Genomic DNA, 22,326 nt, shown 5'->3' with positions numbered 1-22,326 from the left:
TGTTCATGCTTTAATCATGAGGCTTCAACCTTAAAATCACTTTAAAATAGTATAAAAGCAATCTAAAAGATTTGGGCGCAAAAACTAAGGTTCATTTAAGGTTTCATCGGGACGCGCCAAAAAGGACGAGCCGCTTCTGATGCAGAAAGGCGACTCGTCCTGGAAAATATGATGTTGGTTAATCTAGGTTCGGATAAGGAAACAAATCGGCAATGCGGATGCTTTGCCCGCTTTCATTTGTAAACACGACATGCTCCCGTCTTAGCCCGCGAGGACTTTCCAGACCGCAAGCGGCCGCCAGCGAAAACAAGCCTTCCCTCATTTGCAAAATATAGTTCATTACGCGCCACTGTTTCTCTTCCGGCACCAGCGCTTCCTGGAATTTGGAATCCGTCGTCGTAATCCCGGTCGGGCATTTGCCGGTATGACACTGCATCGCCATAATGCAGCCGTTGGCCATCATAAAGCCGCGGGCCGAGTTGACGCAATCCGCACCGAGCGCAAGCGCGATCGCCACTTTATCCGGAGTAACGAGCTTGCCGGAAGCAAAAATGCGGAACCGGTCCCGCACGCCGAATTTTCTTGCCGTATCGTCGAGAATCAGCAAGGCGGTAAAGAGCGGCAGCCCCATGCCGTCCGCCATCGCTTTAAACGTCGCCCCGGAACCGCCTTCGGAGCCGTCGACGGTAATGAAATCCGGGTAAATGTCCAGCTCGAGCATCGCCCGGAAAAACGGCTCCAACCGTTTCGGATCGCCGACGACGATCTTCACTCCCACCGGCTTGCCGCCCTCTTCCTGCAAGGTAGCGATGAAGCGCAGCGCTTCTTCCGGATTGGTGAGAAATTCGAAGCGGTTCGGGGAGTTGACTGTCTTCCCTATCGGGACTAGGCGTGCCGCTGCGACCGGTGCCGTCACCTTAGCGCCTTCGAGATGGCCGCCGCGAATTTTGGCGCCTTGATGAAATTTCAGCTCGAACGCTTTAATATTCGGATGAGCGGCTTTGCGCTTGTATTCCTCGATGGAAAAACGGCCCTCCTCATCGCGGAAGCCGAACAGACCGGGACCGATCTGCGAGATCACCTCGGCGCCCGACGCAAGGTGCACATCCGCAACCCCGCCTTCGCCCGTATTGATCCACGACCCGCCCGCCATACAGGCGCCGCTTCCCGTCGATTGAATATAGCGCTCGCCGACGGCTCCGAAGGAGGTGGCCGAAGCGCCGAACATGCCCTTAAGCCGCCAAGGAAACTTACGTCCCTCGCCAACGACGATCGCATCCTCGTCATGCAGCAGCCAAGGCTTGACCCGCTCCTCGACCAGCTTTTCCTTTCTAGTAAACAATCCTTCGTCGGTGATAACATATTTTTTCCCGGGCACCGGCGCCTCATTATCGACCTTAAGCTCGCTCGTTAATTTCGGGAACATGGCATTGGATAAATAGAAGCCGGGCTTCTCGTAATCTCGTCTGCCCCGAACGAAATCAGATCCGTCCGATATTTCGCCGCATAGACCAGACCGATAAAATCGGCTCTCGAGAACGGCTTGCCTTCCGTATCGTTGTCGAACCAGTATTGGCGAAACTCCGGTCCGAGCTTCTCAAGCAAATATCGCAGCCACCCGAGAAACGGATGCGAGCGGATAATGGAATGTTTGGGCTTTTTGGACAAAGCGTACATGTAACCGAAAAAAACAAGCAGCGGAACGACGACGATAACGAGCAAAATGATAAGTAAAATGACAGGCACCATAGTGCGGCCTCCTTCAGCGGCAGTGTATTAAAAAACAATACTATCATACCACAATTTGCCTGAAGACATGCCCTTCTCCAATGCAGGATGCACACTGCCGGCAAAGCAAAGATCCATTCCCTTTGCATCCGATGCAGCCTAATGCTATAATAAACCATGTTATTTTTTGACAAGTGGTGATAATAATGAGCGGATTGTCCATACTGCATAATAGCATTCCCTTGACCGGAGCGGGTCAAGGGTTTTTGTTTCCTTGGGGAAAAAGTTCTGGCGGGGGTCATAAATGATGAATTCGGATAACCGTTCTTCCATGATGGCGGCATGGGTAAGCTTGATCAGCAACGTCGCGCTGACGGTACTTAAAATCGCCGTCGGCTTTCTATTTCACAGCCAGGTGCTGCTGGCCGACGGCATTCATAATGCCGGCGACGTCATAGCTACCGCGGCATCGTTAACCTCAATGCATATTTCCAAGCGGCCCGCCGATGAAGACCATCCGTACGGGCACGGCAAAGCCGAGGTGCTGAGCGCAGCCGTCGTCTCGGTCATTCTGACCATCGCGGCGCTGTATATCGCATACGAAGCGGTCAACGCGTTCTTCGAGGAGCCGCATCAGGCCAGCTTCGTCGCCTTGGGCGCGGCCTTCGTATCGCTCGTCTGGAAGCAGGCGCTCTATATTTACACCGTTCGCATCGGCAAAAAGATGAACAGCAAAGGGCTGCTCGCTACCGCATACGATCATCTCGCCGACGTCTATGCCTCGATCGCCGCCGTTCTCGGCATCGGCCTTTCCCTGATCGGGGAGGCTTACGGATGGCATATGCTCGCTTACGGAGATCCGGTAGCCGGGATCATCGTCTCGGTGCTTGTGCTCAGACTTGCCTACCATATGGGCCAGGAAGCGTTCGATGTCCTGATGGAAAAAGCCGTCGACCAGGAGAAGCTAAGCGAATATACGGCTCTGGTATGGACGGCTCCCGAAGTGAAGCGCATCGATCGGATTCGCGCGCGCGAACACGGCCATTACATATTGGTCGACATCCGGCTCAGCATTCCCGGCCATATGACGATTCAGCAAGGACACGACATCTCCCGCCGGATCAAGCAAACGATCATGTCCCGCCATTCCGACGTGGGCGAGGTCTTGATTCATATTAATCCGTGGTACCCCGGAGAATAGAGCATGAATCAGATCATCAATATGTCGCGAATATCTTGTTCGCTTAAAGCGGACGTGGCTGTCTCCCCCGGCTGAAGCACTTCGTCGATCAAATGCTTCTTTTTATGCTGAAGCTCGTAGATTTTATCCTCGATCGTCCCCTGGGCCAATAGCCGAATCACCTGAACCACTTTTTTCTGTCCGATGCGGTAGGCCCTGTCGGCCGCCTGCTGCTCCACCGCAGGATTCCACCATAGATCGTAGAGTATGACGGTATCGGCTCCGGTCAGATTGAGACCGGTGCCGCCGGCCTTCAAGGAAACGAGAAACACGTCCCGCTCCCCCTCGTTAAACCGGGTGCACTGCGCCACGCGGTCGGCCGCCGGCGTATGTCCGTCCAGATAGAAGTAGGGGATTCCCTGGTCGGAGAGCTCCCTGCTTATCAGCCCAAGCATCTCGGTAAACTGGGAGAAGACGAGCATCCTCTTGCCCGCCCCCCGGCATTCCTCGATAATCTCCAGCAGCTGTTCGAACTTCGCCGAGCCGCCCGCGTAATCTTCGACGAACAAAGCCGGGTGGCAGCACAGCTGCCTAAGCCGCGTCAAGCCAGCCAATATTTTGATCCTGTTCTTGTTGAAGCTGTCCGCGTTCAAATGCTTCAGCGTCTCCTGGCGCAGCTCGGCGAGATAGGCGGCGTACAGCTTCTTCTGCTCCGGCAGCAGCTCGGACGGATGCAGCGTCTCGATCTTCTCCGGCAATTCCTTCAGCACGTCGCTTTTCAGCCTGCGGAGCAGAAACGGCCTTGCTCTTCTCGCGACGGCTTCGCGCGTCAATTCGCCGAACGCCTGCCTGCCCGGAAACAGCTCCGGAAAGACAACGTGGAAAATCGACCATAATTCGTCGAGCCGATTCTCTATCGGCGTCCCGGTCAGCGCGAACCGGTGTCTGGCTTGCAGCGTCTTTACGGCTTGGGCCGTTTGAGTCGCATGATTTTTGAACGCTTGCGCCTCGTCCAAAATCAGCGTATGGAATGCATACTGCGCATACAGAAGCACATCTCGGCGAAGCAGCGGGTAGGAGGTGATCAACACGTCCGCTTCGGTTAGCCGCTTCAGCGTTTGACTGCGTTCCGACCGCGAGCCGTCGACGATCTCCGCCTTCAGCTCCGGAGCGAACCGGGCGATCTCCTGCTGCCAATTGTACATCAGCGAAGCGGGACATACGATCAGCGCCGGCAGCTGCATTTCGCGGATGTCCGCCAGCGAGGATACGAGGAAGGCGATGCTTTGCACCGTCTTGCCGAGTCCCATATCATCCGCAAGAATCCCGCCAAAATGGTAATGCGCCAGCGTCTTGAGCCAGCCGAATCCGTATTTCTGATAATCGCGAAGCACGGGCGACAGCGAGGCGGGCACCGGGAATTCGAGATCGTCCGGATTCCGGATATGCTCAAGCAGGCGGCGCAGCGATTTGCCCAGCCTGACCGCATGGCCGTGTGAAGGCGAATCGAGCAGACGCGCGGCTTGCGCGGCGGGCAGCCGAAACTGCGTCCCCGGCAGATCGTTAATTCGGATGCCGATCTCGTTAATAAATCGGACGATCTCCTGAAACGCTTCGCTCTCCAGCGGCACGAAAGCGCCTCCCGGCATCCGGTGATACTTGCGCTTCTCCGAAAGCGACTGAAGCACCTTGCGGATTTCCGCTTCGGGAATCCCGGCGATATCGAAGCGGAAATCCAGCCAATCCGTCCTCTCATCAACCTCCACCGTGATTTTCGGAGCAATGGGCCCGGCGGCCAGCCGCGGTTTTACGCTGGAGGTCGCATAGATCGTTACCAGCTTCTCCAGCTCAGGGACGATGCGGTACAGAAACTCGTATTCGCCGTCTTCTTCGTCCAGGAAGTAGCCTTCCTCCGTTCTGACGAAGGCGCTTTGCTCCATCAGCTCCAGAATGCGCCGTTCCTGCTCTCCGTCCCGAACCAGAATACGTTCCGTGCTTTTTCGATCCCGTCCGCCTCCGGCGAGCGGATTAATGATCACATCGCCGTATTGAAATTCAAGCCCCGCGAGCAGACGGTCCCGCACCCGGTCCAAGTACAGCCTCGCCTTCAGCGGGTATTTCGACATTCTCTCCGATACGGCCTCGGATAGATGAACGCTGCCCAGCTTCATCAGTCCGGGCACAACCTTTTCCATGAACGGCTCCATCTCATCCCGGGAAATGGTCACTTGCCGTCCCTCCGCTCCTTCGAGCATCAGTTTCAGCTCCGCAAGGCGCTTGGCCTCCTCATGCGGCACCTTGAGCAGCTTGCCGCCTGCCAAAACGGCGCCGTACGCATCCAGAACGACCATCCGCTCCAGCCCGTCGACCTCTAGCCGGTAGCTTCGGCTGCCCGCCGTGTCGAAGGCAAAGCGAAGCGGGAGCGGCCCCTCCGCCGCTTCCAGTTTATCGTAGAAGGCTTCTCCGAGTTCAAGCCGGACAGAAGGGGCTTGGAGCAGCAGCGGAAGCAGCGAATCCCATCCGTAAGGAGGGATGAGCAGTATCCGTTCTCCGCCTACAGGGGCGGCTGCCGTTGAAAACGTCCGGGCGCTTTCCCGGTACATTTGCTCGTTGCGATACAGCCGGATGCATTGACGCAAAAGATCGTCGTTCTCCTTCTGGAAATAGTGCAGCACGGGATCGTACGTAAACTGCTTGGTCAAAGCATAAGCTTCCCCGCGATCCACCCGCTCCAAAAAATCTCGAATCTGCTGCACGATATACAGCCGCTTGGGGCCGATTTTCAGCTCCACTCCAAACATATGTTTGCGATAACCGTAAGGAAGCAGCCGACATATAACCTCGACCTCGAGCAGGCTTCTCGCTTCCGGCACAACCCGGCTCGGGCTTGTGCGAATCGTCCGCTCGCCGAACAGGCGCAGCATGCCTCTCGTCAGCTTCGCATCTTCCTGGCGGTTCCCCGCGAACTCCTGCTGCAGCCGGTGGACGGCGAGCAGCGACGCGGCAATATGCTTGCAATATTTATCGTAGGAAGAGAGCCTCGGACAGGCGCACTCCGCACTGATGTTTCCGCCGGTATCAAAGGACGCGGTGACGTCGTACCGGCTCTTGCGGTCGGCAATGACGCTCGCCTCGTACTTCATGCCGATAGGGTCGTAATGAGTAACCGACACTTTGCCGGACCTCCATAACGCCTCGCCCTTCTCGTAAGCAAGCTGGCCGCATAACGATTTAATGACCTTGGCGGTCAATGCAACATCCATGCCCCGGCTCCTTTCCATATTTCCTTTTGCAATCGCTTAGGATCGCTCGTCTGTACCTTTAATCATACCAGATCACGGTAAAAAAGAACAAATGTTCCGAGGGCGGCCCGGACAGACCGCCTTGATCTTTAGCGCTGTTAAATTTTACGCCTATTCATTAGACTTGGCATTTCAACGGACTAATAGTATCATTTAGAAGAATCTATCTATAATCGTTATAGGATAGTTTACGATGAAATCCATTTTTCTTGGGGGAACCGAACCTATGAATAAAAGCATATCGCTCATCGCCGCCACAGCTCTGGCTCTATCGATGATAGCGCCGTCCGCACTGGCGGAATCGCCCAAAACGGCGGCCGATTACCAAGATTTGACGAATTTGTCGCCCGAGCTGCAAACGCAAATTGACAGCTTGCTGGCCAAAGGCATTTTCGAAGGCGTATCCGACGACAGCTTCGGCATTGCGCAGAACATGACCCGGGCTCAGTTCGCCAAGGTAGCTTCTTTAGTGTTCGGCCTTCAGGCGGACGCTTCGCTTCAAACTTCCGGCTTTGCCGACGTCACATCCGACGATCCGGCTAACGGCTGGGCCATTCCTTATATCGAGGCGGCCAAGAAAGCCGGTATGATCGACGGAATGACGGACACGACCTTCGCCCCGGGCGACCCGGTTACGATCGGTCAGCTCGACGCCGTGCTCGTCAAAGGACTCGGCAAAACGGTCAATGTATCGGCAACGCCTTGGTATGAAGATGCGGTCAAGCAGGCAACCGGGCTTGGCATCCATCCTTCCGGCAAGGCCGGGGACGCTCCTGCAACGCGCGCAGATCTCGTGCAAGCCGCTTATGCCGCCTGGCAGGCCGCCCATCCGGAGAAGGAGCAGGGACAAGCGCAGGAACCCGTCTCCATATCCTCCGTGCAGGCATCCGGAGACCAGACCGTCGAGGTGAAACTGAGCCGCGCGATCGATACGGCCAAACCCGTGCTGACGCTGAGCAGAAACGGCAAAGTCATCGACACGAGTACCATCTGGTCCGACGATAAAACATCCGCTACGCTAACGCTGCTATCCGACGAGAAGCTAGCTACCGGAAGCTATCTCGTCACATTGAGCGGCCCGAACGGCTCCGCAGCGCAATCGGTAACCGGCACCTTGAACATAGGCGCTACGGTAGCGATCGGCAAGTACAACTACACGACCGACAGCTCCTTTGAACTGAGCGATGTTATCGACAGCGGGCTGACCGGAGGAGCCAGCGGAACGTACGGCAACGCTTCGAGAGCCGAAGCGGAAGATCCGATATTCAGCAAATTTGCCAAGGAAATTGAAATTACCGTCACCAACTCTGCCGGAGAAGAAGTGGCGACATCGGGCATCGTGCAATCCGTCAGCTCCTCCAATCCGAGCGTCGTGAAAACGGGCGTTTCCGCCAACCATAAAGGGTTTATCCTCGGAAACCAAGCGGGGACGGCCACGGTCAACGTCATCTACGAAGCTCTGAACGGAGATATGAAGCAGCTCACGATCCCCGTTACGGTCAAGCATGAAGCGGTCGCCGCGCAGCTGATCGAAGTAAGAGACACGGGCATCACTTGCGATACGACGGTAACGAATGGCGTTTATTCGGGCTCGTTTAACGCTTACGAGAAGATGGACATGAAAGTAACCGACAACTTCGGTATCGAATACAAACGGGGCGAAGTGCAAAGCTATAACTTTGCTTTGAACGTCTTCTTTAATCCGAAGGATATCGTCCGAGGCGCAAGCGACGACGGCAGCGGGACCGTGACGGTGAACAGCGCGGGTATCGTGCAAATTACCGGAGACATTACCTCCTTCTTGCTGACGGCCGCCCTGCCGAACGGCAAGGAAGCTTCCGTTTACGTCACCGTCCGTAAAAAATCATAACGCTGATGTACGCCAGCACCCCGGAACGGGATCGTTCCGGGGTGTTTTTATTCGGGTTTATACGAAGAGCATCTGAAGCAGGTGAGGGAGCAGCTATCGGTCCGCAGAGCGCTGGCGCTACAAACGCTAGAGAAGCAGCTTGAAGGCATCGCTTACGCGTCCAAGGGCGATTTGGAGTCCGGTATCGTCGCACGAGCCGACGTCATCGGCGGTGGCCCTAAACGCAAAATTACAGATAATCTGACATCGGATGAATAGATTGCGGAGGTATCACATACGTTTACTAAGGGATGGCAGCGTTACTTCCAATTCCAAAGCATGAGGAGTGATGACGGATGAACATGTTCAAAACCAAAGTATCCGTATTGGCTATGGCCGCAGCTTTGATGGTTCCGGCAGCTGCAGGTGCCGCGCCAGCCTCCGCTTCGACGACATCGGGCGCAGCGCCGGACAAACCGGATATCATCTTCGTAGGATCGGTACCGCAGACGAATGTGAACGGCATCTATGTGCCCGGTTATTATCTCGTAACCAAAGATTCCAAAGCCGCTTTTATTCCCGGAGGCGTGGGTCTGGTTGTCGTTAACTCCGCCACCGCTCTCCCTATCGGAGCGTACTATGTGAAATAACCGGTTGGAAACCCCGGCAGGGAGAAGATGCTGCGGCGTCTCTCTCCCGCCCTCTCCTGCCGGTTCTCCTTGCAGCTTCTTATTATTTATATTTACATAATATATTTTATGTAAACTATAAAATAGGCTTTTTCCACTCCCGTCCTAATGAAAAAAAGCTAACGCAGATTTACTCCATCCGCATTAGCTTCTGCCTGACCTCGAGCGAGACCTTGTTTTTCACGAATCTTTTTTCTCCGATTCACGGTTCTCAAGCGTGCGGTCGTACTTGGCGTAACGATCGTCAACCTCTTCGGCCATTTGCCGGTATTTGCGGGTTTCTTCCATGATCGGATCAATCTGGGCCTGAATGCGAATCTCGGTTTTGATCGGCAAACGCTTGCGCGCCGCTTCTTCCGTATCGGTTTGCTCCATCTCACCTTCGGTCAAATTTTTGGCCAGTTGTTCCTCCAATTGTTTGGAATCCATCGGATCAACCTCCTCGTCGTATAATCATGCCGGCGCATTCCAGTCTCTCTGCGGCACCCCGCCGCACTCTCACTATCCTGCCCCGTCTATATTTAAATTAGTACCTTTTGGGCTCAAATGCAAATAAAGGGCATCCTTTTCATTTCTTTTAATTAATGATATTAATATTCAATGATACTAATATTTATTTTTTCAAGTATTTAGCAAAAAAACCAATTCTCAAAGAGACTGAAGAGGATTTTAGGGAATTATGTCGAAATGTATCGACAAAGATGATTTTATAGATAAAAAGAGGGTCCGCCATGTCTAAACTTCATAACGACCTACCAACCGGGAAGAAGCAAATTAGCCTTGCCACGCTGTTAACCGGGCTGGTTTCCGTCTCGGTTTTATTGACTTTAACGATCCTGCTCATTGCCTCATATCAATCCAATAAGCAATCGCTCTTTACAACGACGCTAGCGTTGAATTATTCAACCGCCGAAAAAATGAGTCAGACGATGGATTCCCTGTTCAAATCGATGCGCAGCAGTCTCCAATATACCGCCGCCTATTTATCGGAAAACTGCCATATGAGCGAGACGGAGGTGCAGAAGCAGCTGGACCTGCTTCGTCATAACAGCAGCTATTTCAACTCTATTATGGTCGTAGATCAGGACGGAATGTTCCGCAGCATCGCGCCTGCAAGCATCGCAGCGGCCGGTCAGCCGATCGCATCGCCCGTGACCCGGGAAGCGCTGGATTCGCAAAAATCGTATATTTCCAAGCCGTTCACTTCCCCAACCGGCCGCCTCATCGTGTTAATGAGCGAGCCGCTGTACGACGAGAACGGGGATTACCGCGGTTTTGTCGGCGGCACGCTCTATCTTGGCGATAACAATGTACTCAATATGATCTTCGGCAAAAACGATATCGATGAATCCGGCTCTTATTTTTATGTCGTCGACACGACGGGGCAACTGTTATTTCACCCGATCCCCGGCCGTTTAGGGGAAGATGTAGGCGCCAATTCGGTCGTCCAGAAAGTTCTTCGCGGACAAAGCGGGCATGAGCTCGTCGTCAATACGCTGGGCGTTCCGCTGCTCGCCGGCTATTCGCCGGTCACGGAAGTCGGCTGGGGAGTGATCGTCAACTCTCCGATCAGCGTCGTGTACGAGCAGCTGCACCGGCTGATCCGTTCGATCGTACTGTATACGCTGGCACCATTTGTACTGCTGCTGGCCGCTGCAATATGGCTCGCTCGCAAGCTGGCCGGTCCCTTCGTCTCCCTGGCCGATCTTGTCAACCGGCTAGGGCGGGGCGTCCGAACGCCGATCCCCGATTTGACGGGACATTGGAACCGCGAGGCCGATTTGCTGGCACGGGCTGTGGCGAGCACGTTCCAGGATTTACAAAAGCAAACCGATCAGCTCACGCATGCCGCCATGACCGACGCGCTGACAGGGCTGACGAACCGGAGAACGCTCGAAGCGATCTTGCAGCAGTGGACTTCCGAGCAATGCCCGTTCTGTCTCGTTTTATTGGACATCGACCGCTTCAAAACGATCAACGATTCGTACGGCCATCAAACGGGAGACGAGGTTCTGAAGCATGTAGCGCGGATGGTCGGCCAATCCGTAAGAAACGTAGACATTTGCTGTCGTTTCGGAGGCGAGGAATTCGTCGTGCTGCTCCCTCATTCGAGCTTGACGGATGCCGGCATTTGCGCCGAGCGCATTCGCACAACGATAGAGCAAAGCAAGGCGCCTATCGATCGTCCTGTTACCGTATCGCTCGGCATCTCCTGTTTCCCTTCCCACGCCCCTCTGCCCCGGCATGCGCCGGCCGCTCAGGGGCTTTTGCGTTGTTAGTCCGTTTTTCGCCCCTCCCCTGTTCATCATCCTATCGCTTCACGGCCTTCGGCAAGTACGGCACCACCCGGTTCATGGCTTCTTGCTTCTGCTTGTCCCCGACATGCGTATAAATTTGCGTCGTTTGAATGCTCGAATGGCCGAGCAGCTCCTGCAGCGTACGTATATCAGTCCCCGCTATAACCTGCATCGTCGCAAACGTGTGGCGCAGCTTATGGCTAGACAGCGCTTGGCCGCGCAGTTCGCTGTACTTCTCCTTTAACTCGGCAAAATGCGCCTCGGCTATTTTCTGAATCATCCGCGCTGAAATGCGCCGTCCGAACTGGGATACGAAGAAAGCCTGCTCCGACGGCTTCCGCGGAGCAATCCGCTCGTTCAACGCCATATCCAGAATGTGCGTCAGAGAGTCCGGCAATGGCACCGTCCTCCATTTACGCCCTTTCCCGTACACCTGCAGCAGCTTGTTCTGCCTCTGATAATCCGTTACATTCAGCTGATGCAGCTCGCTTACCCGCAATCCCGCATAGCTCATCAGAAGAAACATCGCGACATTGCGGATTTGGTATTTGCCTTCGATTGACTCCAGAAATGCCGTCAATAACGATTCATTCAAATACGAGGGCAGCGGATTTTTCTCCACCTTCGACTTTTTGAGATGAAGCGCAGGATTGTGCTGCGCATATTTATGCTCGATCAGCGCAGTGAAAAAAGTGCGGATGGAAGACAAATACCGATTCCTTGTCGAGTCCCCCGCTCCTCCTTGGCGCACCTTGGTCAAAAACCGCATCACATCCAGCGCCTCCAGCTCATCAAGCGATTTCGGATACACTGAGGCCAAAAACAGCCGGACATCGCCGAGATACGCTTTTTGCGTGCGAGGAGTGAATCCCTGATCCTTCATCCATATGTCAAACAGGTCCAAACATTCATCTTCGGTAGCTATCTTGGGCTGCATTCGCACTCTCTCCGTCCTTTATATCTGAAATTACGTTAAATATGTATTTAGCGTAATTTATTTAGCTGAAAAAAAGGAGCAAAATCGATGATTTTGCCGCCGTCGACTTGCTATTATGTCCTTTTTTTCCATTTTGAGGGACACGGCTATTTCAGCTGTCCTTCGTCACAAATATCCAACATAAATTACGCTTATTATTATATCAGCCGAAGCGATCATTGGGAAGCATTGGAATAGGATGTGTAATTGTGCCCGCTTCTTCTTGAACAAATCCCCAAAAGTGACGTGATGCTCTGAAGCTTATTCCGTCCGCATCCAGCCTAAGCTGGATCGGCGTCTAACCATTCCTCTGGGATCGTTCTATGGGTAGACTTTACTTTCGGGGGAGCCCACGGATTTCCTCAGGATATTGCTGCGCATATTTTCCTAAACAGCGAGAAAAAAGTTTACATAATATTAATTATGTAAACTGTTTTTATGCTAATCCCCCGCAATCTCTTCGAACGATCAAATGATCGAGAAATGAGCTCCGTATAACGCTAAAGATAATTTGCTCGCCACTCTGCGGGAAGATCGATTTTCCCAGGACGTACTGTACAGTGGAAGACAGCCCTTATTCCGCACAGCCTTCGCCCATCCGGCCACGGCTTCGGAAGCCAGTCCTCTGCCCCGGTAAGCTTCGAGAGTTTCAAGCCCGGCTTCATGAGCCCGGGAGGTGATACGCACGCTTCGGCAGACCGATACGGCGCGGTTATCGCGTACGATTGCTGCGCACGGCTGCGCATAGTCGATTTCCGAGAGCAGCCATTCGAAGCCTCCGCGCAGCAGTTCCGCGTTGTCGCGGGTAACGATAACCGCGTCCGCAGCCGGCGAGACTTCTTCCCGAACAAGAAAGCAGGGCCCCATCGTAAACCGTTGCCCTTGGAAGAGCTGCCGATAGTTCTCAAAATGCCGCGGCTTCCGCTCCACGTCCATCCCCATCGATTCCTCGGCGGACCACAGCTCCAGTTGCTCCGCGAGATGATCGTCGACATCATGGCGAATCCGGCAGAGAGACGTCCCCGCTATCGTCCTGCCTAAGAAAAAGCGGGGAGCCGGACCGCTCCCGGGCCATGGTTCATTGATCGTATGCAGCCGCAGCCGCTCGTCATACGTAAACAAAGCTTCGACATGGAGCTCCATCAGCTGATGAGCAGCCGATAGCGTTTCATTCTGCTCGTTCATTGCCGCCCCCCCATCGCTTTAAGGTTTTGTTTGGACCGAACGGTAATATTCCGCAAATACGTCGGCCAGCGCTTCCGCCGTATTCAAGCTTTCCTGCAGCGTATTATTCGTGCCTCCTATTTCCATCAACAAGCTGCCCGGAGAGACGGATTGATTATATTCCCCGTTTCCTTGATGCTCGCTTTTCGTGAGAATCCCCCGCGATAATCCGGGATACTTCTTGTCCAGAAGCTTATTGAGCGCCTCGGCGAACGCCTTATTTTCCTTGTAACCGGCATGGGCCGTACCGACGACAAACAGCACGCGCGCATACGATTTTCCATTAACGCTTGCCGTCGTTTTTTCCCTCGGCACGTCGGCGTCGCGGTGAATATCGAAGAAATACGAAAGCGAAGGATACGTTTGAATCGCTTTGTCGACGGCTTGACGAGATACGGTGTACGATTCGGAGAAATTCAATTTCTGCTGCTTCAGCTTCTCCGCCACATTCACATCCCCGGCAAGCGCCGGTATCCCGCTTGCCTGCAACTGCTGCGCCAATCGATCTCCGACCAGCGTAATGTTGACTTTCGGATCGTCGACCGATGTGCCGGCCCTCAGACTAGCGACATTGCTCCATGATTCCTGATTATGAGTATGATAAATATATAATTCAGGCGCAATTCCATTAGGAAGCGATGATGCCGGATTCGAATGCTGGCTCGCAGCATCGGTTTGCACGACCCAGCTTGCGACATGGGCCTTGCTATTGTCGGGAAGCGATACGACGTACCAATCTCCTTTGGTATCGAGGATCGGGTAGGAATCGCCGGGCTTCGCTTTGCCGATGACATCGTACTCGATGCCCGGCCCGCTGCGCAAATTCGTAATATCGTCCATATGAACAACGGTTGCCTGATTGAGATCAGCCGCATCAGGCTCATCCGGCCGTTCCGCCTCGGGCTTCGGCGCATCCGCTTCGGCCTTGGGAGGGGCGACGCTCTCCAACTCGATATATTCCCGGAAAATCCAGCCGTCCTGCTTGTCCGTCAGCCTGATATGTACCCAATCGCCCTGCTCGCCTAAAATTTCGTACCGATCCGATTTCCCGATCATCCTGATGACCGGCGAAGACAGATCCGCTTCGGTGCGAACGTTCAACCGGTCCACCGTACTCCTGGCATACGTTGCTGCGACCGCATCTGCTTCCGAATGGGGCTGGACGTTATAAATCCGAACTCCTGCGGATTGTCCCTCTGCCGCCTCCTGACCGAAAGCAGCGGGCGCATGAAGCGCGCCGATAAGCAAAAAAGAGCTTGCGGCCGCGCTTATCATTTTATAACGTAACAATGGCTCTACAACTCCTATGTCAATAATATAATATATACCATTCGACATAGGCGGACGAATTTCCTTCCTCTACCAGGAAATGCGACATTCGTGCTGACGAGAATACAAACAGGAAACGACACGCGATTAATCTAGCGGAGGCGGAAACCTGCGCTGTGCAGCTTGTTCGAAGCCGTACGCGATTCGGATCAGCGTCTGTTCGCTGAACGCCTTGCCCGAGAAGACGACGCCGAACGGCCCTTTGGTCGAGTCGCCGTCCCGGTCGATCACCCCGTGAGCCGAATAGCCGGCGGGAACACAAATCAACGGATAGCCTAAACGCGCCGCAACATACATCCCGTCTACGTCTCCGGGCAGCAGCAAGGCGTCCAATTCATATTGATCAATGACGTAATCGATGCCCTGCGTATGCGCCGGCTCATCGTATTGTTGTTTCTTCTGACGGTAGACTTGCTCCGTAAGCCCGTTTTCCTCGGATCGGATTAGGGTGTCCTGTCCGTAACGCAAAGCGGCCTCGGCATGATCAAGATTGAACTCGATCAATTCCTTTAAGGAATGAATCGGAGCCGAAGCCGGAAGCCGGGACAAATACCGGTTCAGCCCGTGCTTGAATTCATAGCAGATCGCATCGTTGTTCCAATCCTGCTGCTCCACATAGAGCTCGACAGGGTCCACGATGACAGCGCCGCTGCTTTTCAACAGTGCGATAGCTTCTTCCATGATAGCAAGCCGTTCAGCATCCAAATGCTTGTAATAATGTCTGGGCACGCCGATTCTGGCACGCTTGATAAAGCCGCGATCCAAAAACGGGGTGTAGTCGGCAAAAGAACGATTCTCGCTCGCTAACGTAGCGGAATCGTCGGGATCGATCCCGGTTAATGCACCCAGCAAAATTGCGGCGTCGGCCACCGTTCTCGCCAAAGGCCCCGGCGTATCTTGGCTCCAAGAGATAGGAATTACTCCCGAACGGCTAACGAGTCCAACGGTAGGTTTGATCCCGACGAGAAAGTTTGAACAGGCCGGACCTACAATGGACCCTGCCGTCTCCGTTCCGATTGCCGCCGCCGCCAAATTGGCCGCAACCGCGGCGGCCGAGCCGGAACTGGAGCCGTTTACGAACAGCTCGCCGGGCCCGTACGGATTCAGAACCGTTCCTCCCCGGGAGCTGTAGCCCGCCGGCATCGTGCTGGACATGAAATTGGACCATTCCACCATATTCGCCTTACCCAGAATAACGACGCCGGCCGAGCGCAGCTTCGCAGCAACGAAGGAATCCGCTTCGGCGATCGATCCGGCCAAAGCGACGGAGCCTCCGCTCGTATGCAGGCTGTCGCGCGTATCGATATTATCCTTAAGCAGGATCGGAATCCCGTGCAGTTTGCCTCGGCTGCCTTGCTCTCGACGTTCCCGGTCTAACTCTCTTGCGATCCGGATTGCGTCCGGGTTGACTTCCAATATGGAATTCAATTTTGAATCGTATTGCTCGATACGCTCCAGATAAGCTTGAACCAGTTGCTCCGAAGTCAGGCTCCCTGCCTCCATGGCGTCCTGCATTGCTGTTATATCCGCTTCAATAATCCACTTTCGAAGTTCGATGGTCACTGAACGCTCCCCTTTTTTTATATGTTAAGGCTAGCTTATCATAATCCGTTCGCGGCCCGACACGGAGAGTTTGACTATAACCGTATTTTGTCTAAACGAACCGTAGAGGCTAATAACCCCGTTTGTTGGGAGAAATAAGCCGCCGCCCTAAGGATTCAACCAGACTTTACAGCGTCACCGCGCCGTTTCCCGCTGCTCGCCTGTAAGCTCCATAAGCCGCAGCGGCTTCCACTCTTCCGGCAGCAACTGTCCGTACTTCGCCTGGGCGAAGCGGTCATCGACGAGCAGCAGCGTTCCGCGATCGGCTTCCGTTCGGATCAACCGGCCGCCGGCCTGCAGCACTTTGTTGATTCCCGGATACACATAGGCGTAGTCAAAGCCGTTGCGTCCTTTTGCGTCAAAATAGTCTTTGATGATGTCCCGCTCCAGCCCGACCTGAGGCAGGCCGACTCCGACCACAACGGTTCCCGTCAACCGCTCGCCCGTCAAATCGATCCCTTCGGAGAAAATCCCTCCCATGACGGCGAATCCTACGCACCGCCGGTCACGTCTCGGCTGGAACGCTTCCAGAAACGCTTCCCTCTCCTCCTCCGCCATAACCGGCTGCTGGACAAGCACCTCCGCACAAGGACTGCGCTCCATAAACCGTTCGTATACTTCGTTCATATATTCGTAGGACGGGAAGAAAAGCAAATAATTGCCTTCCTTCTCCCGCAGCAGCCGATGAATCCCGTCGGCAATCCGGCCTTTGGTCAGCTCCCGGTCGCGATAGCGGGTGGACAGCGGGAGCAGCAGCACGTCGAGCTGTTCCTTGCGAAAAGGAGACGGAAGCGTCAACGCGTAGTCTTCCGTTGTCCCGCCCAGCATATCGCGGTAATAGGATAACGGCGAAAGTGTCGCCGAAAAGAATACCTGAGAGCCGTAGCCTTTGCTTATTTGGTTCAGCAGCGCCGACGGATCGAGACAAAACAGCTTGATCCGCACATCGCTTCCGGTCGTCTCTCCGTAGGTGACATAAGCATCGTTATAATAACCGGCGATGCGAATAAAGCTTTGCGCGGCGAAATACGTCTCCAGAAGCACCCGCTGCGCTTCCCCGCCGGAAGAAGGGCCGGCCGGAATTGCGGACTCGGCGGAAGCCAGCTCCTCCTCCGCAGCGGCAGCGAACGCTTCCACCAGAGGAAGCAGCTGTTCCGGCAAGGCAGGCTGAACGAATGTCTTGCGTTCGGCATGCGCTTTGCGCCAGCCGATGAAATAATCGTTCACGGCTTTGGCCGCGTCGGCGACGGAACGGCTGCGCCCCTTGTACTCCTTCTTCAGCTGCAGGAAAGAAGCCTTGCCGAGCTCGGCCGAGAACATCTCCCTGCCGCGGTCGACCAAATTATGCGCCTCGTCGACCAGAAGAACCGTCTGCTTCTTCTGCTCCTCGTACAGCCGCTTGAGCGAAGTGCGCGGATCAAACACATAATTGTAATCGCAAACGATCGCATCCGCTATGTACGAAACGTCGAGCGAAAATTCAAAAGGACATACCGTATGCTTGCGGGCATACGTCTCGAACGTGCCGCGCGTTAACATCGTTTCATTGTTCAACAGATCCAGGACGGCCGCATTAATCCGGTCGTAATATCCGTTTGCGTACTCGCAATACTCTTTCCGGCAGCGGGTTTCTTCTTTGAAACAAATTTTCTCCTTGGCGGTGAGCGTTGCGCAGCGCAGATGCAGCCCCCTCGATTGCATGAAGCCGACGGCTTGTTCAGCCGCTGTCCGCGCAATTGTCTTAGCTGTTAAATAAAACACGCGCAGAAGCTTGCCCTCCCCGATCGCTTTAACCGCCGGGAATAAGGTCGATATCGTCTTTCCCGTTCCCGTCGGCGCTTTAACGAATAGCTTTTGCCGCTCGATAATCGCCTGGTAGACGGCTCCGGCCAATTTTCTCTGTCCTTGGCGATATTCGTCGAACGGGAACGACAGCTCGCGTATGCTGCGGTTTCGTCTCTCCTCATGCTCTAGCTGCAGCTTGGCGTAAGGTGCGTACTTGGCAGCCAGCGACTGCATGATAGACTCAAGCTCCGCTGCCGATACGGTTTTCAGGAACCGTTTTTGCTGTCCGGTATCGACCTGAACATAAGTAAGACGCACGCTTAGCCGCTGCAATCCCTCCCGCTTAACATACAGGTAGGCGTAGCAATAAGCCTGCGACCAATGAACAGGAGATGTATTTTCGTCAATGCGTTCAAGGCTGCCCGCCGTAGACTTGATTTCATCTATCGTCACCCCGTCCGAATCCTGCAGAATCCCGTCGCATCGGCCCTCCATATGCAGCTCCAGCTCGCCGCAGCGCAGTATGCCTGCCAGATGAACTTCCTTCAGGTCATGCTCGGCGTACGATTTCTGAATCTGCTGATGCGCCTTGGTTCCTTCCTGCAAAGATACGTTAGTCCGAAACTCTGCGTCGATACTCCCGGCACGGTGCGCATATTCTACTAAAGATCTTACGGATACTTTAACGATATAAGTCATCATGCACCTGCTTTACGGCTTAGTTGAAGTTTCACACCCCATAATATCAAACATATGTTCCTATTATATCACAAGCTATAAAGAAAGGTAAACTTTGGGATAAATTAGAAAATAAAAAAAGTACGCTTATTAGTTTACATAATATTTATTATGTAAACTAATTTCGGGATTCATTTTCTCCATCAAAAAACCGGACCCCTTTGGCAGGCGGTCCGGATTCCTGAACCTAACAATCCGGATGATACGCGCCGATATAGTACATAGGATTGGAGGTGTACTACTATGGATATTGCCATGCTTTCTATGAATATGTCGCAAGCCAAGCTCGCCCAATCCGTCGGGATCAGCGTATTGAAAATAGCTCAAGAAGGCGCTGTACAGCAAAGCGAAGGTTTGATCCAGGCGATGCAGCAGAGCGCTCAGCCTCATCTGGGACAACGGCTGGATATCAAAATCTAAGAAACACGGCAAACTCTTCTGACCGGATCAGAAGAGTTTGTTTCAAGCAATTAGTTAATGGCATTAAACATAATAGTTAATCACATTAAACATATTCTTTGTTAACGCCATTAATAATTCCGGCCTGCGCTTCCGTCAGCGGCTCGTTATCCGAGAACAGATCCGGGTCAGCGCTCAGCATAACGGATAAAATCTCGTACATCCGCACGGTATCGCATACCCAAGCCTTGGCGTCCCCGAACTTGCCCTGAGCAATCGCGCCTCCCCGCTCCAGCACCTTCTCGACTTTCCAAAAATGCATGGACCAGGATAAACCGCAGTGCCGCCGGGAAGGAACCCGAATCTGCGTGCCGTCCGGAAGCACGGTAAACAGCTCCTCGTGACCGTCGGTTAGCCTTCCCGGAATGTCCAGCCATTCCTCGATTCCGTGAATGAACGTGTTTCTGCGCAAATCCACGCCCACCAGCAAAATTTGGGCCCGCCGGTCCAGCAGCTTGCCCCAAGCCGAGCCGCGGTGGCAAGGCGTATCGAACCGCTCGTCCCCTGCCGTAAATTCGGCCGCATCCGTTCCCAACGCGGCGACGGAATGCGTCGGATGCAGCGACCGGATCACGCCCTCGCGCCGGCGGAACAGCTCCGGCAAAATGCCCACGCACGAAGGCGAGGATTCGACGTAAAACTTCGGATTATCCGCGCGAATATAAGACCACGTATGGGTCGGAAGAACGAGAAGACCTTCCTTCATATACTCGGAGAGCGCATCCAGCACCGTATCTGCTGCTCCGTCGACTTCCCCGATGCTTTTCATGGACGAGTGCATCAGAACCGTCCCCTTCGGGTTCAGTCCCAGTTGTTCCAATTGCCGAATCAAACTAAGCTTGGTATGCAAAACGAAACCTCCTGCCAATATACTTAAGTGACTGCTGCAAGCTCTATTCTAGCAGACAAGTCGGATTCGTACGACAATCATTTTGGCCGGATCTTCCTGACGGGACAAAAAAAAGCCCCGGCAGGCACGGCTTAAGGCCATACCCCGAAGGCTCGCTTGTGATCGCCGTCATCAGGAATAGACAATATTTTTTCCGTAAAATATTTCGTCCATTTCCCACTTGAGGCTTTCGGTAATATCCTTCTGTTCTTTGGCGCTCAGCTTGTCCTTCGTATATCCGAACAAGTAATTGTTCAGATCGAACTCGCGAAGCTTGCATTTCGTATGAAAAATATTTTCCTGATATACATTCACATCGATCATATCGTACAGGTCTTTGATTTCTGCCGGTATGTAATTTTGGATCGAGCTGATCTCATGATCGATGAAAAGCTTATGACCGCTAATATCCCTTGTGAAGCCGCGGACCCGGTAATCCATCGTCATGATGTCCGTATCGAAGGAACGGATCATGTAATTCAACGCCTTGAGGGGAGAGATTTCCCCGCAGGTCGATACGTCGATATCCGCGCGAAACGTGCTGATCCCTTCGTCCGGATGATATTCGGGATACGTATGAACCGTAATATGGCTTTTATCCAGATGCATAACGACGGAGTCGGGAAGCGGACCCGGCGATTCCTCGAACGATTCGGTCGGAGCCCCGGCGACGGGTCCTTCCGACACGAGCATCGTTACGCTCGACCCTTGCGGCTCGTAATCCTGCTTGGCAACATTGAGCACATGGGCGCCGATAATATCCGATACATGCTTGAGAATCTTGGTCAGCCGGTCGGCGTTATACTGCTCGTCGATATATTCGATATAGGCTTCCCGCTCTTGCTTGGTCTTGGTATAGCATATGTCGTACATATTAAAGCTCAGCGACTTGGTCAAATTGTTAAACCCGTGCAGGGTAATACGCTGTTCCGGCGTCAGTTTCATAAGCATCCTCCTCCTGGTTCCGTTACTAATCTTTCCTTCTTCCGCCGTCTTGATTCTTGCCGGGGCATTTCCGCCTCCGCCGCTACTTCCATCCCAGCTTCTTCATGAGAGCGTCAAGCGGCTCCTTCTCTTCCCCGCGATGATAGTGGTCTACGAGCTTATCCAGCCGGGCCACCTGGTGCCCGTAGTCGAACATCGCCGCCGCAACGACGGAGAGCCGCAACATTCCGCTTGGTTTCTCGTTATAGCGGTCGATAAGCGTCGTCATAAAACGCTCGTTTTCCGCTTCGATACCGAGGCCATCGGAACTATCCGCCTTCAGCTTATCTTCAAATTTCAGCAGCACATGCTCATGGAATTTAATCAGCCTCTCCAGATGCTGATCGAAATAATCGTCGGTTTGCGAGCTGCGGGTCGCCTGAAAATAATGCTCCTCCACAGCGTCCAGCACTTGCATTCCTTTATACAGAGCGTGCAGCATCTGCTTGTAAATGACCAGATGGCGAATTCGGCTGAAGCCGGCCTTCCGTACCTTGCGCACCTCTTCCTCCATCAGCTTGTATTTCTCCGACAATGTCTGCAGCGCGGTTTGCAGCGCCTTCTTCTCCACGCGAAACACGGTTTCTTTCATTTCGTCGGAGATGACGGTGCGCAAGAGCAGCGACATTCGGCTGAATACGGAGTGAATCTGCATTCCGAGCTGCTCCTTCGGCTTCGGCGGGAAAAACAAGATGTTGATGAGGAAAGCGCAGCCGATGCCGATCAAGCTCAACAAGAAACGGTTGACGGCGAACTGCCATTCGGCCGACGCCTCCATCACCGCCACGACGGTAACCAGCGTCAAACCGATCGTTTGCTCCATGCCCATTCTTAAGCAGATGATGATGACGAGAATGCAGACGATGCCGATCGCTATCACATTGTTCGAGAAGAACATGCCCGCCAGCAGCGCCAAGACCGCTCCGAGCACATTCGTCTGCAGCTGTTCCAGAAAATAACGCCAAGAGCGGTAAATGGAAGGCTGCATCGCAAAGATCGCCGCCACCGCCGCGATGACCGGAGGGGTAAAATTCAAAAAAGCGCTGATGTATAATGCCAAGGTTACTGCTATTCCTGTCTTCCAGACGCGGGCTCCAAAAACCACAAGGCCCCTCCTTTTCTCATTGTTTTCATGTCCTATCTTACACGGGACCGCCCCCGGATGCAAAAAGAAAGTTTAATCGATTCGATCAACGAAGATTTGCCCGGCTCAAGACGCAGGCCAAAAAAATATCGGTTTTGTGACAGCAGCTTCGTGCAATCCGCGCAAATAGCGGTTGCGGAAGGGCTTCGCG

The 22,326-nt window shown here is 53.8% G+C and carries 16 protein-coding genes and 1 pseudogene; 6 read left to right on the top strand and 11 right to left on the bottom strand.

Going from position 1 to position 22,326, the window contains the following annotated elements:
* Nucleotides 1-178 precede the first annotated feature (178 nt).
* Nucleotides 179-1,749, bottom strand: a pseudogene (locus tag SK3146_RS00635) (glutamate synthase-related protein).
* Between the two features lie 286 nt (nt 1,750-2,035).
* Between SK3146_RS00635 and SK3146_RS00630 the strand changes: the two are divergent.
* Nucleotides 2,036-2,929, top strand: coding sequence for a cation diffusion facilitator family transporter (locus SK3146_RS00630; protein ID WP_375295489.1), 894 nt, complete (start codon nt 2,036-2,038; stop codon nt 2,927-2,929).
* Between the two features lie 8 nt (nt 2,930-2,937).
* Here the strand turns inward: SK3146_RS00630 and SK3146_RS00625 are convergent, their stop codons facing one another.
* On the bottom strand, nt 2,938-6,171 hold the full coding sequence (locus tag SK3146_RS00625) for a DEAD/DEAH box helicase (protein WP_249863237.1): 3,234 nt from the start codon (nt 6,169-6,171) through the stop codon (nt 2,938-2,940).
* A gap of 265 nt (nt 6,172-6,436) precedes the next feature.
* On the opposite strand from SK3146_RS00625, the gene SK3146_RS00620 reads away from it, so the two are divergent.
* From SK3146_RS00620 to SK3146_RS00610, 3 genes are all read left to right on the top strand, one after another.
* A complete protein-coding gene (locus SK3146_RS00620) occupies nt 6,437-8,080 on the top strand; it encodes an S-layer homology domain-containing protein (RefSeq protein ID WP_249863236.1) in 1,644 nt (547 codons plus the stop codon).
* An 81-nt stretch (nt 8,081-8,161) separates the two neighbouring features.
* The gene (locus SK3146_RS00615) at nt 8,162-8,338 is read left to right on the top strand and encodes a hypothetical protein (RefSeq protein WP_249863235.1); all 177 of its coding nucleotides are present in this window, start codon (nt 8,162-8,164) and stop codon (nt 8,336-8,338) included.
* Between the two features lie 77 nt (nt 8,339-8,415).
* Complete coding sequence (locus tag SK3146_RS00610) at nt 8,416-8,709, top strand: hypothetical protein (RefSeq protein ID WP_249863234.1); 294 nt, start codon at nt 8,416-8,418, stop codon at nt 8,707-8,709.
* A gap of 219 nt (nt 8,710-8,928) precedes the next feature.
* On the opposite strand, the gene SK3146_RS00605 is transcribed toward SK3146_RS00610, so the two are convergent.
* A complete protein-coding gene (locus SK3146_RS00605; RefSeq protein WP_249863233.1) occupies nt 8,929-9,177 on the bottom strand; it encodes a hypothetical protein in 249 nt (82 codons plus the stop codon).
* A 302-nt stretch (nt 9,178-9,479) separates the two neighbouring features.
* Between SK3146_RS00605 and SK3146_RS00600 the strand changes: the two genes are divergently transcribed.
* Nucleotides 9,480-11,027, top strand: a complete 1,548-nt coding sequence (locus SK3146_RS00600) for a sensor domain-containing diguanylate cyclase (RefSeq protein WP_249863232.1) — start codon at nt 9,480-9,482, stop codon at nt 11,025-11,027.
* 31 nt (nt 11,028-11,058) lie between these two features.
* Here SK3146_RS00600 and SK3146_RS00595 read toward each other — a convergent pair whose 3' ends face one another.
* From SK3146_RS00595 to SK3146_RS00575, 5 genes are all read right to left on the bottom strand, one after another.
* Nucleotides 11,059-11,928: a tyrosine-type recombinase/integrase gene (locus tag SK3146_RS00595; protein ID WP_249863231.1), complete on the bottom strand. Its 870-nt coding sequence runs from the start codon at nt 11,926-11,928 to the stop codon at nt 11,059-11,061.
* Nucleotides 11,929-12,489: 561 nt separating this feature from the next.
* Entirely contained in the window at nt 12,490-13,206 is a 717-nt protein-coding gene (locus tag SK3146_RS00590; protein WP_249863230.1) for a GNAT family N-acetyltransferase, read from the bottom strand.
* Nucleotides 13,207-13,224: 18 nt separating this feature from the next.
* The gene (gene spoIIP / locus SK3146_RS00585) at nt 13,225-14,535 is read right to left on the bottom strand and encodes a stage II sporulation protein P (protein WP_249863229.1); all 1,311 of its coding nucleotides are present in this window, start codon (nt 14,533-14,535) and stop codon (nt 13,225-13,227) included.
* A 126-nt stretch (nt 14,536-14,661) separates the two neighbouring features.
* Nucleotides 14,662-16,137 (bottom strand): amidase family protein, encoded by a 1,476-nt coding sequence (locus SK3146_RS00580; RefSeq protein WP_249863228.1) that lies wholly within the window; start codon nt 16,135-16,137, stop codon nt 14,662-14,664.
* A 174-nt stretch (nt 16,138-16,311) separates the two neighbouring features.
* Complete coding sequence (locus tag SK3146_RS00575; protein ID WP_249866134.1) at nt 16,312-18,660, bottom strand: ATP-dependent DNA helicase; 2,349 nt, start codon at nt 18,658-18,660, stop codon at nt 16,312-16,314.
* Between the two features lie 282 nt (nt 18,661-18,942).
* Here SK3146_RS00575 and SK3146_RS00570 point away from each other — a divergent pair, with 282 nt between their 5' ends.
* Nucleotides 18,943-19,119, top strand: a complete 177-nt coding sequence (locus tag SK3146_RS00570; RefSeq protein WP_249863227.1) for a YjfB family protein — start codon at nt 18,943-18,945, stop codon at nt 19,117-19,119.
* 85 nt (nt 19,120-19,204) lie between these two features.
* On the opposite strand, the gene SK3146_RS00565 is transcribed toward SK3146_RS00570, so the two are convergent.
* From SK3146_RS00565 to SK3146_RS00555, 3 genes are all read right to left on the bottom strand, one after another.
* Nucleotides 19,205-20,008, bottom strand: a complete 804-nt coding sequence (locus SK3146_RS00565) for an AAC(3) family N-acetyltransferase (RefSeq protein ID WP_249863226.1) — start codon at nt 20,006-20,008, stop codon at nt 19,205-19,207.
* A gap of 171 nt (nt 20,009-20,179) precedes the next feature.
* Nucleotides 20,180-20,992 (bottom strand): adenosylmethionine decarboxylase, encoded by an 813-nt coding sequence (gene speD / locus SK3146_RS00560; RefSeq protein WP_249863225.1) that lies wholly within the window; start codon nt 20,990-20,992, stop codon nt 20,180-20,182.
* Between the two features lie 82 nt (nt 20,993-21,074).
* Entirely contained in the window at nt 21,075-22,136 is a 1,062-nt protein-coding gene (locus tag SK3146_RS00555) for an FUSC family protein (RefSeq protein WP_249863224.1), read from the bottom strand.
* Nucleotides 22,137-22,326: the final 190 nt, after the last annotated feature.

It is taken from the genome of Paenibacillus konkukensis, assembly GCF_023523925.1.
Taxonomy (GTDB): domain Bacteria; phylum Bacillota; class Bacilli; order Paenibacillales; family NBRC-103111; genus Paenibacillus_S; species Paenibacillus_S doosanensis.
This window is presented reverse-complemented; position numbering and strand designations above follow the sequence as displayed.